Here is a 15155-nt window from a genome sequence, read left to right as displayed (position 1 = left end):
AGGGCCACGCACACGCAGAACACGCCCCGCAGCCTAGTCCGGGGACCGCGGCGGGAGCACGCAGAATTCGTTGTCCTCCGGGTCCGCGAGCACCACCCACGGCAGATCCGGATCGTCCGACAGCACGCGCGCGCCCAGGCCGGTCAGCCGCGCCACCTCGTTGGCCTGGCCGCCCTCCTCCGGGACCAGGTCGAGGTGCAGGCGGTTCTTCACCACCTTGTCCTCGCCGACCGGCTGGAACACGATCATCCACTGGCCGTCCGTGCCGATGTCCACGTACTCCAGCCCCTTGGCGTCCCGCCAGCGCTTGACCACCTCGTACCCGAGCGCCGCCGACCAGAAGCGCGCCTGCTTCTCGGTGTCGTGGCAGTCCACGGCGACGGCTAGGATCCGGCTTCGCATGGTTTCCTCCCGACCCACCCGAGAACAGCTCGCCGCCGCGGCGGGGACCACCATCCCGGACGTGATCGCGCCCGGCCTGGACGTGCTGTTCTGCGGAATCAACCCCGGCCTCTACTCCGGCGCCACCGGGTACCACTTCGCCCGCCCCGGTAACCGCTTCTGGCCCGCGCTGCACGCCGGGGGATTCACCCCGCGCCTGCTCGACCCCAGCGAGCAGGACGAGCTGCTCACCCTCGGGCTGGGCATCACGAACGTCGTGGCCAGGGCCACCGCCCGCGCCGACGAACTGACCGCCGCGGAGCTGCGCGCCGGTGGCGCCCGGCTGACCAGGACGGTCGCCCGCTACCGGCCGCGCTGGGTCGCGGTCGTCGGCATCACCGCCTACCGCACCGCGTTCGACCGTCCGAAGGCGACGGTCGGCCGCCAGCCCGGCCGGATCGGCGCAACACGCGTCTGGGTACTGCCCAACCCGAGTGGTCTCAACGCACACTGGACGCCCGCGACACTCGCGAGAGCTTTCGCCGAGCTGCGCGAGCAGGTTTACTCAGAGTAGTACGCAACACAAGCGGGTGAAGCCGCGTCACGCGGACGGCCCTGACGGGTCACACAATTGACGGGTGTCAGCCATGGCCGGTTCCAGCAGGGAGGACCGGGTCGCGGCGCCACAGGAGCCCGGGCGGACGCCGAAGGGGGGCGGGTCGCCCGGGCTGGGCGTGCTCCCATGGCCGACCTTGCCGAGACGGAGTTCGTGATGACGCGCAGTAACGACCCCACTCGAGTGCCGCAGGGACCACCGGCAGGCCGCAGTGTGGGTGTCGCCGCTGTCGACCCGGTGCCGGTCTACCGCGAGGGGCTGTCCGGGCTCGTGCAGCGCACGCAGGGCATGCACTGGGCCGGCCAGGCCATCAACCCGCACGGCGCGCTGCAGCTGGCCGAGCAGATCCACCCCGACGTGATCCTCGTCGACTCCGGCCTCGACCCGCACGGACACCTCACGAAGCTCCTGATCGCCGGCGATCCGGCACTCATCGTGGTCACCCTGGTCCGGGAGGCCAACCGCACGCCGGCGTTCCTGCACGAGGCCATCGCCGCCGGCGTGCACGCCGCGATCCCGCGCTCCGCCGAGCCGCGCCGGCTCATCGAAGGCATCCGCCGCGCCTACCTGGACCGCCGGTACGTCGACCCGTCGCTGGCGACGCTGGTGTCCGCCGCCCGCGCGTCCGCGAGCGCCGCCGCGGTACGCCGCGCCCAGATGCCGCTGTCCCGGCGCGAATACCAGGTGCTGCAGCTCGTCGCCGAAGGCCTGGAGAACGCGGGCATCGCGAAGGTGCTCTACCTCTCCGTGGAAACCGTGCGCACGCACGTCAAGAGCATCCTGCGCAAGCTGTCGGCCCGCGACCGCACGCACGCCGTGACCATCGCCTTCCGCGCCGGGATCCTGGTGACCCAGCCCGACGACGGCCCGGACCGGCTCACGCCCGGGTCCACCGCGCCCGGGGTGATCGAGTACCGCTCCCGGTAGGGGACTCGTGCATCACAACCGGCTGGATTCGCTTGCCGCGGTTACCCACAGGTAATATCCTGATGTTACCGGCCAGTAGGGGTACCAGCATGCGCCCAGCCGGAAACCCGATCGACAACGGAGCGACGACATGGGCCACTACAAGTCCAACGTGCGAGACCTCGAGTTCAACCTGTTCGAGGTCCTCAACGTCCAGGAGCGCCTCGGCAAGGGGGTCCTCGCGGACTCCGACGAGGAGACCGCGCGCGGCGCGCTGCAGGAGCTCAACAACCTGGCCGTCGGCCCACTGGCCGAGTCCTTCGCCGACGCCGACCGCAACCCGCCGGTCTACGACCCGAAGACCTTCTCGGCCAAGCTGCCCGAGTCGTTCAAGAAGAGCTACCAGCAGCTCTGGGACGGCGAGTGGTGGCGCCTGGGCCTGACCAACGACCTCGGCGGCCTCGGGCTGCCCCCGACCGTGCAGTGGGCCGCGTCCGAGCTGATCCTCGGCGCCAACCCGGCCCTGTTCATGTACATGGCGGGCCCGAACTTCGCGATGATCCTCGACCGCAACGGCACCGAGGAGCAGAAGCGCTGGGCGCGGATCATGATCGAGCGCGCGTGGGGCGCCACGATGGTCCTCACCGAGCCGGACGCCGGTTCGGACGTGGGCGCCGGCCGCACCAAGGCCGTGCTGCAGGAGGACGGCAGCTGGCACCTCGACGGCGTGAAGCGGTTCATCACCTCCGCCGACCAGGACATGACCGAGAACATCATGCACCTGGTGCTGGCCCGCCCCGAGGGACCGGGCATCGAGGCCAAGCCGGGCACCAAGGGCCTGTCGCTGTTCCTCGTGCCGAAGTTCCACTTCGACTCCGAGACCGGCGAACTCGGTGAGCGCAACGGCGTGTTCGTCACCAACGTCGAGCACAAGATGGGCCTCAAGGTCTCCACGACCTGCGAGCTGACCTTCGGCCAGCACGGCACCCCGGCCAAGGGCTGGCTGCTGGGCGAGGTGCACGACGGCATCGCGCAGATGTTCCAGGTCATCGAGTACGCCCGGATGATGGTCGGCACCAAGGCGATCGCCACGCTGTCCACCGGCTACCTCAACGCGCTCGAGTACGCCAAGGAGCGCGTGCAGGGTGCCGACCTGACCCAGATGACCGACAAGACCGCGCCGCGCGTCACCATCACGCACCACCCGGACGTGCGCCGGTCGCTGATGCTGCAGAAGGCCTACGCCGAGGGCCTGCGCGCGGTGTACCTGTACACCGCGTCCTTCCAGGACCAGGTGTGGACCGGCGAGGGCGATGAGGCGTCGCTGAAGCTGGCCGAGCGGGTCAACGACCTGCTGCTGCCGATCGTCAAGGGCGTGGGCTCCGAGCGCGCCACCGAGCAGCTCGTGCAGTCGCTGCAGACGCTGGGCGGCTCGGGCTTCCTGCAGGACTACCCGATCGAGCAGTACATCCGCGACTCGAAGATCGACTCGCTGTACGAGGGCACCACCGCCATCCAGTCGCAGGACTTCTTCTTCCGCAAGATCGTCCGCGACAAGGGGCAGGCGCTCGGCTACATCGCGAACGAGATCACGAAGTTCATCGAGTCCGAGGCGGGCAACGGCCGGCTGAAGAACGAGCGCGAACTGCTCAAGCGCGCCCTCGAGGACGTGCAGGGCATGCTCGGCTCGATGATCGGCTACCTGACCTCGTCGCAGGAGGACGTGCGCAACCTGTACAAGGTCGGCCAGCACACCGTGCGGTTCCTGATGTCCGCCGGTGACCTGCTGGTGGGCTGGCAGCTGCTGCGCCAGGCCGAGGTCGCGCTGACCAAGCTGGACGGCGCGTCGGCCAAGGACCAGGCGTTCTACCAGGGCAAGATCGCGGTGGCGTCGTTCTTCGCGAAGTCGGTGCTGCCCGAGCTGACCGCCCGTCGCGCGATCGTCGAGGCCGCGGACAACGACCTGATGGAGGTCCCGGAAGCGGCGTTCTGACCTCTCCCGGATCCCCCGCGAAAAGCCCTCTCGCTCGCCGGCGAGAGGGCTTTTTCGCGCGCGACGGTTGGTCAGGACCAGGCGGGATACGACGGCGCGAGCGCCGCGTAGCGCTCCGACCAGGCGGGTGGCTCCGCACCGGCCAGGTGGGCGTCGAGGCGGTCGAAGAAGGCGTGGGTGCCCGGGATGAACCCGCGGGCGTTGCGGACCGACAGGCCGCGGTGGGTGAACCTCAGCAACGTGCCCGTCGCAGTCTCGCTCAGTTCGTAACGCACCACGCCGTCCTCGACGATCCGCTGGTGCCACTCGTGCTCGAAGACGTGCGGCGGGTCCCACACCAGGATCCGCCCGGTCATGCGCTTGGCGTCCGCGGCGGCGGGCGGGTCCTCGGGCAGCATCTCGATCCGGCCGGCTTCGGTGTCCAGCACCGTCTCGCCGAACCAGGCCAGCCGCTGGGCCGGCTCGGTGATCGCCGCCCAGACGGCCTCGATGGGGTGCGGCAGGTGCCGTTCGAAGCGGATGACGGCCGCTTCGCCGTCGGTCTCGATGATGCCGTTGTCGGTGCTCACTCCGGGTGTCCTTCCTGGTTGCGCGCGAGGTGGCGCTCGAGGGAGTCGAGGTGGCGCGCCCAGTAGCGGCGGTACCGGCCGAGCCACTTGTCGATCTCGGCCAGCCCGTCCGGGCGCAGCGCGTAGATCCGGCGCTGCCCGTCCGGGCGCACGTCGACCAGCCCGACCTCGCGCAGGATCCGCAGGTGGCGGGACACGGCCGGCTGCGTCAGATCGGGCACCGCGGCGACCAGATCGCCCGCCGCCAGCTCGCCCTGGGCCAACAGGTCCAGCAGCGTACGACGGGTGGGCTCGGCCACCGCTTCGAAGACGTCCACCGCGGAAGTATCACACGAAACACATATAAGCGTCAACAAATATGCGGGTTTGAAACCGGTGCGCGAAGGTACTCCCCGAGCACATCGAAGCTGAAGGAGTTGCGATGACTATCGGTGGAATCATCAGCGCGATCGTCGTCGGGCTGATCATCGGCGCGCTGGGTCGCCTGGTCGCACCCGGCAAGCAGGGCATCCCGATCTGGCTCACGATCATCATCGGCATCGTCGCGGCGTTCATCGGCACCGCGATCGCGCGAGGCATCGGCTACGCGGACACCAAGGGCTTCGACTGGCTCGAGCTCATCACCCAGGTGGTCATCGCGGCGATCGGTGTGTCGCTGGCAGCCGGCTTGTACGGCCGGCGAAATCTGACCAGGTAGCCCCGCTCGGCGAACCCGTGCCCGGGAAGGTCCGCCTTCCCGGGCACGGTCGTGTTCAGGACCGGAACGCCGCGCAGCCGGCGGCCACGAACGACTTCTCCGGCGAGCGCCACAGGACCTCGGCCCAGCGGTTGTCGGTCAGCTGCTTGCCGTCCGCGCCGACGCAGGTGTACGTGCCACCGGTGACGACCTGCCCGCACGGCAGGTCCCGCTCCGGAGCGTGCACGCACGTGGTGTAGTTCGTGCAGCTCAGGGTGTGCAGCAGGGCGGACCCGACGTCCGCACCCGCCCGGATGTTCAGCTTGCAGTCGTTCTGCGTCGAGGCGTGCACCAGCGCCGGCTCCGGCTCGGCGGCCGTCGCCACCGCCGGCTGCACCATCGTCACCGCACACGCGACCAGTGCGGCTCCGGCCCACGACTTCTTCACTCCGGGTCCTCCATCCATACCAAGGTGGTGACGGAGGGTATCGGATCGTGCGCGCTGCGGTTGCGGCGGTAGGTTCCGGCGAATGGACCTCGACCACCAGGGGCTCACCCGGCTGCCTGCCCTGCCGGCGGGACTGGAGCACCTGAGCGCGTACGACAACGAACTCACCGGACTGCCCGACGAGCTGTGGACGCTCGACCGGCTGGCCGTGCTCAACCTCGCCGCGAACCGGCTCACCGCGATCCCGCCCGCCATCGGGCGGCTCACCGCGTTGCACACACTCGACCTCGGCCACAACCAGCTCACCGACCTGCCCGACGAACTGGGCGACCTGCCGAACCTGACCGAGTACCTCTACCTGTCGGACAACCGGCTGACCACGCTGCCCGCGTCGCTGACCCGGCTCGGCGGGCTGCGGTACCTCGGCGCTGCCGACAACGGCCTCACCGCGCTGCCCGCGGACCTCTCCGGCCTGCGCGAGCTGCGGGAACTCCGGCTCTACCGCAACGACCTGCACGAGCTGCCGGACAGCATCGGCTCGCTCGGCAAACTGCGAGAGCTGCACCTGCGCGGCAACCACCTGACGACGCTGCCGGACTCAGTGGGCGAGCTGAGCGACCTGCGCTACCTGGACCTGCGCGAGAACGACCTGCGCACCCTGCCGGCCGGGCTCGCGAGGCTGCCGCTGGTCAAGCTCGACCTGCGCTGGAACCGGTGGCTGGCGACCCCGGCCTGGCTGGACGACCTCGACGACTGCCTGGTTCTTCGTTGACCGCGCCGACCGGTCACCGGACCGGTTCGTCGCCGGGCTGCTCGGAGCTCACCCCGAAACCGCAGATCACCGCCGGTTTCGGGGCGTACTGCACCGTGCGGGTGTCGCGGCGGACCTCGGCTCCGGTGGCCAGGTCGTAGACCACCCGGGTGTCGCTCGTGGTGAATCCCGGTTGGCCGCTCGACGGGCGGCAGTCCGGGCCCGATCCGGGCTCCAGCGGGGGCGGCTGGAAGCCCGACAGCTCACCGGTGGAGCTGGCCACCCGGAACTGCTTGGTGCCCCAGATCTTCACGGTGACGCTGTCGCCGGACACCGACGTCTGGATCGCCACGCCGCTGCTCAGGCTGTTGGTGAACTTGAGGTCCACCGCCGCGCCGCTGTCCGACACCGCGACCGCGTCCCGCGCGACCGGGTACCGGTCCAGGTGGTAGCTGTGCTCGGTGTGCCCGGCGTCGGTCAGGCCCGCGAAGTACGCCGCGTTGTACAGGGTTGTCGTGAACTGCGACGCGCCGCCGCCGAGCACCACCGGGCCGTAGCCGTCCTCGTTCACCGGCGCCGGCACGTACCCCTCCGACCGGCCGCGCGCGCCCACCCGGGCGTTGAGGCTGAACGTCTCGCCGGGTCGCAGCACCACGCCGTTGACCTCGGCCGCCATGACCCGCGCGTTCGTCGCGGCCGGCCCGGACAGGCCGCTCGTGGTGAACTCGCCGACGACCTCCTTGATGCCGAGCGCGTTCGCCGCCTCGGTGGTCGTCCGGGGCCGGGCCGTCTGGTAGCGCACGGTCAGGTCGCGTCCGTCCGGCTTCGCGAGCACGTCCATCAGCGGCTGGAACGTCCGGTTCCAGTCGATCTTGCGCGCGTCCTCGGAGGGCTGGACGACCGGGGCGTCGCCGGTGAACACGATCTGCGCGTCCTTGCCGCTCTTCTCGGTGGTGACCAACGGGTCGCGCACCGCCTGCTGCAGCTTCGCCGGGTCCGCCTCGACCTTGAGCGCCCCGCCGTCGGCGGGGCTGAACTTCAGCGCCGCCGCGATCGCGGACGGCTTCAGCACCGCGTCGGCGCCGTCGCCGTGCAGCGTGACCGGTTTGGCGACCGCCGGCGCGACCAGCCGGTCGAGCGCCGAGTGCACGCCCGCCGAGGTGACCTTGACCGGCGTGAGCGCGACCGGCAGCCGCACCCCGCTCTTGTCCAGCCAGGTCGCGCGCAGGATGTCGCCCGCGCCCTTGACGTCGACGAGGGTCTGGCCGTCGCGCGGCTCGATCGGGTACGGGTTCACCGCGCCGTCGCCGCCGGGCACGGTGACGAACCCGATGCTGCCCTCGGTCGGCGGGTGGTTGATCCGGGTGTCGGCCAGGCGCGCGATCGACCGGTGCAGCTCGTCCGGGTCGGTCACGGTGACCACGCCGACCTCCCGCGTGCGGAAGAACGACCGGACCCGCTCGACCGGGTCGAGCGGCTGGCGCCCGGCCTGCGCGATGGTCGACGGCCAGTCGAGGCCGAGCCCGGACTGCGCGGGGTCGAGCACGGTGCGCACGTCACCGGCCTCGATGGGGACCGGCTGGGTCAGCCGGGGCTCGAGTTCGCGGCGCAGCTTGGCCTCGGCCTCGTCGCGGCTCAGGCCGCCGACCTCGACCCCGGCGACGGTGACGCCCCGCGGCACGTCCCCGGCGCTGATGATCAGGTCCACGCCGTACAGCAGCACGCCGACCCCCAGGACGCAGCCGGCGATCATGAACGCGCGAGCGAGGAGGCGCTTGCCCGGTGACGGGGGCGCGACCGGGCCTTCACCGGCTTCCAGGAGCTCGCCGACCAGGGCGTCCTCGGTCGCGTCGAGCGGTTCGTCCAGCAGGAACTCGGCCGGCGGCGGGGGCCCGACCGCGGTGGTCTCGGGGTCGGAGGGCAGATCGACGTCCCGTTCCGGCCAGTGCTGGTCCTCCCGCACCGCGATTCCTCCCGGACGCGTTACAAGTACAGGCCCGTCCCGTGCTCCGTGCGCTCGGTGGCCACGGCGTGGATGTCGCGCTCCCGCATCACCAGGTAGGCCTCGCCCTGGATCTCGACCTCGAACTGCTCCTCGGGGTTGAAGAGCACGCGGTCGCCGACCTTCACGTTGCGCACATTACTGCCTACCCCCAGTACGTGTCCCCACGCGAGACGGCGCGCCACCTGGGCCGTCGCCGGGATCACGATGCCGCCACTGCTGCGGCGCTCACCCTCCTCCGCGGAGACCCGGACCAGGACGCGGTCGTGCAACATCTGGATTTCCAGCTTCGCCGCGTCGTCCGGCAGTTTCTCGACTTCCGACACGCCGGTAATGCTACGTGCCCTCATCGTGCCGCGGAGACCAGCGGCCGCCGTGCGCGCAGCGTGAAGTCGCGGTGGGCGGTGCGGCCCTCCCGCAGGAGAACCCGGCTCGCCGCGGCCTCGAACCCGGGCGCGGACACGACCAGGTCGGCGAACTGCTCCGGAAGTCCGGCGACCGCGTATTCGCCCGCGTCGTCGGCCGTCGTGCGGACCAGTTGCTGGCCCCGGCCGTCCATCACGGTCACGGCGGCGCCCGGCACCGGCGCACCGTCACCGGTGCGGACCACCCCGGACAGCGCGGGCACCAGCTCCCCGAAGTGCCGCCCGTGCGCAGGGACCGCGGTGGGCCTCGGCATCTCGATCGACGGGTCCTCGACCGGCGGTTCCTCGACCGCACGGGCCCGGCGGCGCAACACCAGGCTGTACCCGGCGATGAGCGTGACACCGAGGAGGATCCACGCACACAGCACGAGGATCGGCCGCAGCATGCCGACGCCGTGGAAGTAGAAGAGGCCGCGCAGCGCCTCGATGAGGTTGCCCATCGGGAACACCGGGTGCAGCGCCCGGAAGAACCCGGGGACCATCTGGATCGGGATCGCCCCGCCGCTGGAGGGCATCGACAGCAGCACGAACAGGCCCATCGCGACGCCCGGGAACCACTGCTTGGCCAGCGGGACCAGGCCGAACGAGGTGAGCGAGACGGCCTGCGTGAGCAGGAACGCCACTCCGATCGCCCGCGGGTCGTTGGGGATGACGTCCATCAGGACGCCGCCGGCGTAGCCGATGAGGCTGAGCAGGGCACCGAACCCGACCAGCGTCGCGACCTTCGCCCGGCGGCTCAGCGTGACCGCGCGCAGCAGCATCATGACGACGATGTAGCTGGGGATGTTCCAGATCAGCACCAGGTAGAACATCCCGGTGCCCATCGTGTCGCCGGCTTCCGTGGGCGCCAGGTCGGTGACCGTCAACGCGTGGCCGGTCTGGGCCGCGATCGGCGCGAAGGCCTGGTTGAGGACCGATTCGAGCATGTACCCGTCGGCCTTGGCGACGAACAGGGCCGGGTGCCGGGGGTCGGCCGAGTAGGCGGCGGTGGCGTCGCGGTCGAGCACCGCCTGGCGGGCGTCGTCGGCGGTGGCGACGGCCTGGATGTCGAACGCGCCCGGGCTCGCCTTGCCCAGTGCCGACTCGATCCGCGTGGCGGCGGCCGGGTCGGCCACCGCGACCTTGATGTGGTGCGGGGTCGGCGAGTGGAACGCCAGCAGGTAGCACAACAAGAACCCGAAGGTGAAGAAGAGGGGGAACCACAGGCTCTCGGCGAGGGTGCAGATCTTGCTCGGTTCGTCCGGTGTATCGGTTTCCACGTGCTCCGCCATGTGGTCAGGGTATCACTTTTTGCACGGACTGCAAAAATGCAGTAGTGTAAAAATCGTGAGCCAGCCCACCGGCCTGCGTGAGCGCAAGAAGGAAGCCACCCGCGAAGCACTGCGGCACGCGGCCATCACGCTGTACCGCCGGCACGGGCCGGACGGGGTGACGGTCGAGGACATCTGCGCGGCCGTGGGGGTGTCGGCGCGGACGTTCTTCAACTACTTCACGACGAAGGACGAGGCCGCGCTCTCCCTCGACATCGCGGCCGCGACGCTCGGGCAGCGCATCCTCGACCGGCCCGCGGGCGAGGCGCCGCTGACCGCCCTGCGCGAGGTGTTCGCCGGGCGGTTCGCCGAACTGGCGGCCACCGAGGTGTGGAGCGAGCGGACGCTGCTGCTGCGCGAGCACCCGGAGCTGGTGCCGCGCGTCGCGCAGGCCAACCGCGCGCTGGAGGAGGCGGTGGCCCAGGCCCTCGCCACGCGCACCGGGCTGCCCGGGGACGACCTCTACGTGCGCACCACGGCCGCGGCCGCGATCGGCGCGAACCGGTCCGCGATCGGCTGCTGGCAGCCCGGTTCGCCGCCGGACCTGGTGACGTTGTTCCACCGGGCCATGGACGTGCTGGAGAGCGCCTTCACGCCCCCGCGAGGATCAGCTGGAGGCGGTCCGGGCCGTCCGGCGTGATCCGGATCGGCACACCCCAGTCCTGCCGCGTGACCCGGCAGACCGGGTGCTCGGCGCCGGCGTCGCAGCTGGCGGCCTGCGCGACCACCTGCAGCACGCCTTCGGTGTGGCCCTCCGCGATCCGGAGGGTCCGGGTGAGGTCCGTGCCGGTGCCCTCGCCCTCGGCGAGCAGCTCCGGCGGCGCGGCCGTCACCTGCAGCCGGGTGGACGGGCCGAACCGGTCGTCGAGCTTCTCACCCGGCGGCGGCGTGAACACCACGGAGAACTCGACCACGCCCGCGGCCAGCTCGGTCGGCGGGCGCCGCACGGCGTGCGCGTCACCGGCCACCTGCTGCCCGTCCGCGGTCGACGGCAGTGGGGTGAGGCGGTGCGCGGCCGACTCGACGACCAGCAGCGCCTCGTCGGTGACCAGCAGCCCGGAGGGCTCGGCGAGGCCGGCGGCGAGCGTGGCGACCTCGCCGGTCGACGGGTCGTAGTGGCGGATCGCGCCGTTGTAGGTGTCGGCGATCGCGATCGTGCCGTCGGCCAGGACCGCGACGCCGAGTGGGTGCTGCAGCAGCGCGTCGGCGGCGTCGCCGTCGCGGTGCCCGAACGAGAACAGGTCGGTCCCGATCGCGGTGTGCACGGTGCCGTTCTCCAGGTAGCGCAGCGCGGAGGTCTCGGCGTCGGCGAGCCACAGCCGGCCACCCTGGACGGCGAGCCCGGAGGTCTGCGCGAAGAAGGCCTCGGCGGCCGCGCCGTCGCGCAGGCCCTCGACGGTCGTCCCGGCGAAGCGGGAGATCCGGCCGGTCCGCGGGTCGAACAGGCCGAGCGTGTGGTTGCCGGCCATCGCGACGACCGCCCCGCCGGCCGCCTCCCACCAGACGACGTCCCACGGGCTCGTCAGGTCGATCGACAGCGCGTCGCCGTCGGTCTCGCCGTCGCGCCACTGGTTCCCGGTGCCGGCGACGGTGGTGACCTCGCCGGTGACCAGGTCCACGCCGCGCAGCAGGTGGTTGGCCGTGTCGGCGACGAGCAGGTGGTAGCCGGCCTGTTCGGCGACGTCGGCGGGCAGCAGGGCCAGGCCCGAGGGCTCGGCGAAGCTCGCCACGTCGAAGGCGCCGTCGGCACGGCCGCGCGTGCCTCTGCCGAACCGGCGGATCAGGGTCTCGCCGTCGGAGGCGAACTCGGCGATCGAGTGGTTCCCGGTGTCGGCGACCAGGATGCGCCCCTCCGCGGTGACCACGGCCTTGCTGGGGAAGCGCAGATCGGCGGGCTGGTCCTCCACCGGCACGTACGGGTTCCCGCCGCGGCGCAGCGTGCCCTTCGCGTCGTGGGTCTCGACCAGCCCGGCGATGACACGGCGCAGCGCCTCGGCGTGCCCCTCGCCGGCGGCGGTGTGCACGACGTAGCCCTGCGGGTCGACGACCACCAGCGTCGGCCAGGCCTTCACCGCGTACTGCGACCAGGTGGTCATCTCCGGGTCGTTGAGCACCGGGTGGTGCACCTCGTAGCGGCGCACGGCCGCCTCGATGGCCGCGGCCTCGCCCTCGTGCAGGAACTTCGGCGAGTGCACGCCGATCGTGACCAGCACGTCGGCGAACTCCTCCTCCAGCGGGCGCAGCTCGTCGAGGACGTGCAGGCAGTTGATGCAACCCGACGTCCAGAAGTCCAGCAGCACGATCTTGCCGCGCAGCTGGGCCAGCGTGACCTGCTCACCCCCGGTGTTCAGCCACACGTCCCCGGCGAGTTCGGGCGCGCGCACGCGCGCCTGGCGTTGCTCTGGTGCCACGGAACAGTTCAACCACCTGCGAAGATCGCGTTGTTCCCCGGGTTCACGATGTGGAATGTCACAACCGCGCGAGCGCGGCGGCGACGACGGCCGGGTCGGTGAGCGGGGCGAGGTGGTGGCCGCCGATCCGCTCGACCGGCCAGCCGCGCTCGGCGGCCTCGCGGGCCTCGCCGTCGTAGGCGTCGCTGAGCTGGAGGTAGGCGCCCGGCGGGACCGGCGCGTCCGGCACGGGTTCGGTGAAGTAGGCGAGCGGGACGCGCGGCAGCTCGGCCACGAACGCGTCGCGGATCCGCCGGCCGGGGAGCAGTTCGTCGATCGTGCCGGGCGGGAACCACTCGTGCCACGGCGGCAGGCGGCCGCCCGTCGCGAGCTCGCGCAGCCGGTCGCCCAGCTCGGGCGGGGCGGTGTCGAACCAGCTGCGCCCCGGGCGCGGCAGGAGGGCGTCGACGAAGACGGCCCGCGGCGCGCCGGTGCGGGCGGCGATGCCGGGCACCAGGGCGCCGGCACCGCTGTGGACGACGAGGACACCCGGCTCGCGCACGGCACCGGCGAGCTTCGGGTAGTACGGCCCGTCGCCGTCGAACGCGCCGAGCAGAGAGGGGGTCGCAACGCGATGACCGCGCGCTCGCAGCTCGGCCGCGACCCCCTGCCAGGTGGCCGGGCCGACGAGCGGGCTGTGCACGAGGACGAACTCGGTCATCACACCTCACCTGCCCGTTGATCACTACCATGGCGGCGAGCGGGGCGGAAGGGAGTCGCATGGACGAGGCACTGCGTGCCGTGGAGAACAGCCTGGACCGGCCGTCCGCCGCGCGCGTCTACGACTACTTCCTCGGCGGCACCACCAACTACGCCATCGACCGGGAGTTCGCCCAGAAGATCCGGCGCAGGCTGCCGATGATCGGCGAGTACATGAAGACGAGCAGGCAGTTCCTGGGCCGCGCGGTGCGGGAGTGCGCCCGGCTGGGAGTCACGCAGTACGTCGACATCGGGTCGGGCCTGCCGACGGTCGGCAACGTGCACGACGTCGCCGACGCGACGCGCCCGCAGAAGGACACGCGGGTCGTGTACGTCGACAACGAGCCGGTCGCGCTCGCGCACTCGCGGCTGCTGCTGGCCGGCACCGCCGACCCGGCGCGGCACGTCGCGATCGCCGCGGACTTCATGCAGCCCGAGGACCTGTGGGAACGCGTGCTCGACACCGGCATGATCGACGTCCGGCAGCCGGTGGCGCTGGTGATCAACGCGGTGCTGCACTTCATCAAGGACGCCGACGACCCGGACAGCCGGATCGGCTACTTCCGCAGCCGGGTCGCGCCCGGTTCGCTGCTGGTGCTGTCGCAGATGACGAACGAGAACCCGCGCAGCGACGAGGAGCGGCAGGCGCTGGCCGACCTCGTCGACTACTACGAGAGCACGACCAACCCCGGTCAGCTGCGCACGACGGCCGAGTTCGCGCGCTTCTTCGGCGACTGGGAGCTGCTCGCGCCGGGGCTGGTGTACGCGCCGGCGTGGCACCCGGACCGGGCGACGCTGTTCAAGAAGGTGCCGTCGGAGTCGCGGGTCATCGGGGGCGTGGCCCGCAAGCCCTGAACGGACGCGGCCGAGGTGATCCGGGGAACCCCGCGGGAGAAATCGGGCGGGCCGGCGCGTTGAACCGGGTATGGCTGTCGTGTTGTTGCTGTACATCGTCGCCGAGGTGGCGGCCGTGTGGGCGGTCAGTTCGCTGATCGGCTTCCTGGGCACGCTCGGGTTGCTGGTCGTCGGCGCGTTCCTCGGCTCCTGGCTGGCCCGTCGCGAAGGGGCCCGCGCCGCGCAGGCGTTCCTGGCCACCGCGCGCTCGGGACGCTCGCCGCACGCCGAGATCACCGATGGCATGCTCGTCGCGTTCGGCGGGCTGCTCATCATGATCCCGGGTTTCCTGTCCGACCTGGCCGGGCTCGCGCTGCTGCTGCCGCCCACCCGCGGCATCGTCCGCCGGGGGTGGCTCAAGCGGGCCGAACGCCGCATGCCGAACCGGCTCATCGTGGTCGACAGCGAGGTCGTCGACAAGGACACCCCGCACCGCCCGATCATCGAGGGGTGATCAAGCGGGCTTGGGGATGTCGAAGTAGCCCGACAGCCGTACCGCGGGCGCGTACTCGCCCTTCACCTTGACCTTCCCGGTCACGAACATCGCCGCCACCGCGGCGTTGCCCGTCGCGACGCGGAAGAAGTCGTCCGGCGCGATGGTGATCGTCGTGTCCGGCTCCCGCCCCAGGTCCTGCCCCGAGAAGCACCGGCCGTCCTCGATGACCGTCTGGAACCGGTCGTAGCCGCCGATCCCCGACCCACCGGGGAACCGCCAGCACACCACGACACTCGAGTACCGCGCCTTCTCGGCCAGGAAGTGGTCCGACATGCGGCGGAAGATCTCCTCCAGGAACACCATCCGCAGCTCGGGGTGCTCGCTGATCGCCCGCAGCTGCTCCTTCGACGCGCGGCGCACGACGTCGGCGAGCGTTTCGGTGGACAGGCTGCTCAGGTGCACGCCCGATCCGGCCGATCCGAGCATGTGCAGCGTTTCGAGCAACTGGATGAACTGCTCCGCGGACAGCCTGCTCAGATCGATCTGGCGGGCGAACGCGTCGACCACGGTGCCGGACACAGGCGGAGATTCTACCGGCG

General features: G+C 71.3%; 18 protein-coding genes. 8 read left to right on the top strand and 10 right to left on the bottom strand.

Annotated elements, in window-relative coordinates; genetic code table 11:
• Positions 1–33 precede the first annotated feature (33 nt).
• Positions 34–402: a VOC family protein gene (locus FB470_RS11750; protein ID WP_306991028.1), complete on the bottom strand. Its 369-nt coding sequence runs from the start codon at positions 400–402 to the stop codon at positions 34–36.
• On the opposite strand from FB470_RS11750, the gene mug reads away from it, so the two are divergent.
• The 3 genes from mug to FB470_RS11735 all read left to right on the top strand — a co-directional run bounded on the left by mug (position 401) and on the right by FB470_RS11735 (position 3896).
• Complete coding sequence (mug, locus tag FB470_RS11745) at positions 401–955, top strand: G/U mismatch-specific DNA glycosylase (protein ID WP_306991027.1); 555 nt, start codon at positions 401–403, stop codon at positions 953–955. The genes FB470_RS11750 and mug overlap by 2 nt on opposite strands.
• A 198-nt stretch (positions 956–1153) precedes the next feature.
• Positions 1154–1924, top strand: coding sequence for a response regulator transcription factor (locus FB470_RS11740; protein WP_306991025.1), 771 nt, complete (start codon positions 1154–1156; stop codon positions 1922–1924).
• Between the two features lie 130 nt (positions 1925–2054).
• Positions 2055–3896, top strand: coding sequence for an acyl-CoA dehydrogenase (locus FB470_RS11735; RefSeq protein WP_306991023.1), 1842 nt, complete (start codon positions 2055–2057; stop codon positions 3894–3896).
• A 71-nt stretch (positions 3897–3967) separates the two neighbouring features.
• Here the strand turns inward: FB470_RS11735 and FB470_RS11730 are convergent, their stop codons facing one another.
• A complete protein-coding gene (locus FB470_RS11730) occupies positions 3968–4465 on the bottom strand; it encodes an SRPBCC family protein (RefSeq protein ID WP_306991020.1) in 498 nt (165 codons plus the stop codon).
• Positions 4462–4782, bottom strand: a complete 321-nt coding sequence (locus tag FB470_RS11725; protein WP_306991018.1) for an ArsR/SmtB family transcription factor — start codon at positions 4780–4782, stop codon at positions 4462–4464. Before FB470_RS11725 ends, FB470_RS11730 begins: the two co-directional genes overlap by 4 nt.
• A 104-nt stretch (positions 4783–4886) precedes the next feature.
• Between FB470_RS11725 and FB470_RS11720 the strand changes: the two genes are divergently transcribed.
• Positions 4887–5162 carry a GlsB/YeaQ/YmgE family stress response membrane protein gene (locus FB470_RS11720; RefSeq protein ID WP_306991017.1) on the top strand — a complete coding sequence of 92 codons (276 nt, stop codon included), beginning with the start codon at positions 4887–4889 and terminating at the stop codon, positions 5160–5162.
• A 55-nt stretch (positions 5163–5217) separates the two neighbouring features.
• Here the strand turns inward: FB470_RS11720 and FB470_RS11715 are convergent, their stop codons facing one another.
• Positions 5218–5589, bottom strand: coding sequence for a hypothetical protein (locus FB470_RS11715; RefSeq protein ID WP_306991015.1), 372 nt, complete (start codon positions 5587–5589; stop codon positions 5218–5220).
• Between the two features lie 82 nt (positions 5590–5671).
• On the opposite strand from FB470_RS11715, the gene FB470_RS11710 reads away from it, so the two are divergent.
• Positions 5672–6361 (top strand): leucine-rich repeat domain-containing protein, encoded by a 690-nt coding sequence (locus tag FB470_RS11710; protein ID WP_306991014.1) that lies wholly within the window; start codon positions 5672–5674, stop codon positions 6359–6361.
• Positions 6362–6374: 13 nt separating this feature from the next.
• Here the strand turns inward: FB470_RS11710 and FB470_RS11705 are convergent, their stop codons facing one another.
• The 3 genes from FB470_RS11705 to FB470_RS11695 are packed head-to-tail and all read right to left on the bottom strand — an operon-like array spanning position 6375 to position 10038.
• Entirely contained in the window at positions 6375–8303 is a 1929-nt protein-coding gene (locus FB470_RS11705; protein WP_306991012.1) for a VanW family protein, read from the bottom strand.
• 20 nt (positions 8304–8323) lie between these two features.
• Positions 8324–8692: a GroES family chaperonin gene (locus FB470_RS11700; RefSeq protein ID WP_306991010.1), complete on the bottom strand. Its 369-nt coding sequence runs from the start codon at positions 8690–8692 to the stop codon at positions 8324–8326.
• Positions 8689–10038, bottom strand: coding sequence for a carboxypeptidase regulatory-like domain-containing protein (locus tag FB470_RS11695; protein ID WP_306991008.1), 1350 nt, complete (start codon positions 10036–10038; stop codon positions 8689–8691). The genes FB470_RS11700 and FB470_RS11695 overlap by 4 nt, the downstream gene beginning before the upstream one ends.
• Positions 10039–10093: 55 nt before the next feature.
• On the opposite strand from FB470_RS11695, the gene FB470_RS11690 reads away from it, so the two are divergent.
• Positions 10094–10717, top strand: a complete 624-nt coding sequence (locus tag FB470_RS11690) for a TetR/AcrR family transcriptional regulator (protein WP_306991007.1) — start codon at positions 10094–10096, stop codon at positions 10715–10717.
• On the opposite strand, the gene FB470_RS11685 is transcribed toward FB470_RS11690, so the two are convergent.
• Positions 10668–12461 (bottom strand): NHL domain-containing thioredoxin family protein, encoded by a 1794-nt coding sequence (locus FB470_RS11685; protein ID WP_306999212.1) that lies wholly within the window; start codon positions 12459–12461, stop codon positions 10668–10670. The genes FB470_RS11690 and FB470_RS11685 overlap by 50 nt on opposite strands.
• Before the next feature lie 85 nt (positions 12462–12546).
• A complete protein-coding gene (locus FB470_RS11680) occupies positions 12547–13188 on the bottom strand; it encodes an alpha/beta hydrolase (protein ID WP_306991005.1) in 642 nt (213 codons plus the stop codon).
• Between the two features lie 59 nt (positions 13189–13247).
• On the opposite strand from FB470_RS11680, the gene FB470_RS11675 reads away from it, so the two are divergent.
• Both FB470_RS11675 and FB470_RS11670 read left to right on the top strand, forming a co-directional pair.
• Positions 13248–14081: an SAM-dependent methyltransferase gene (locus FB470_RS11675; protein ID WP_306991003.1), complete on the top strand. Its 834-nt coding sequence runs from the start codon at positions 13248–13250 to the stop codon at positions 14079–14081.
• Between the two features lie 70 nt (positions 14082–14151).
• Positions 14152–14574 (top strand): FxsA family protein, encoded by a 423-nt coding sequence (locus FB470_RS11670; protein WP_306991001.1) that lies wholly within the window; start codon positions 14152–14154, stop codon positions 14572–14574.
• Here FB470_RS11670 and FB470_RS11665 read toward each other — a convergent pair whose 3' ends face one another.
• Positions 14575–15135: an SCP2 sterol-binding domain-containing protein gene (locus FB470_RS11665; RefSeq protein WP_306990999.1), complete on the bottom strand. Its 561-nt coding sequence runs from the start codon at positions 15133–15135 to the stop codon at positions 14575–14577.
• Positions 15136–15155: the final 20 nt, after the last annotated feature.

It is taken from the genome of Amycolatopsis thermophila, assembly GCF_030814215.1.
Lineage (GTDB): Bacteria > Actinomycetota > Actinomycetes > Mycobacteriales > Pseudonocardiaceae > Amycolatopsis_E > Amycolatopsis_E thermophila.
Note: the sequence above shows the minus strand (reverse complement) of the source record. Positions and strands in the feature narration are given on the sequence as shown.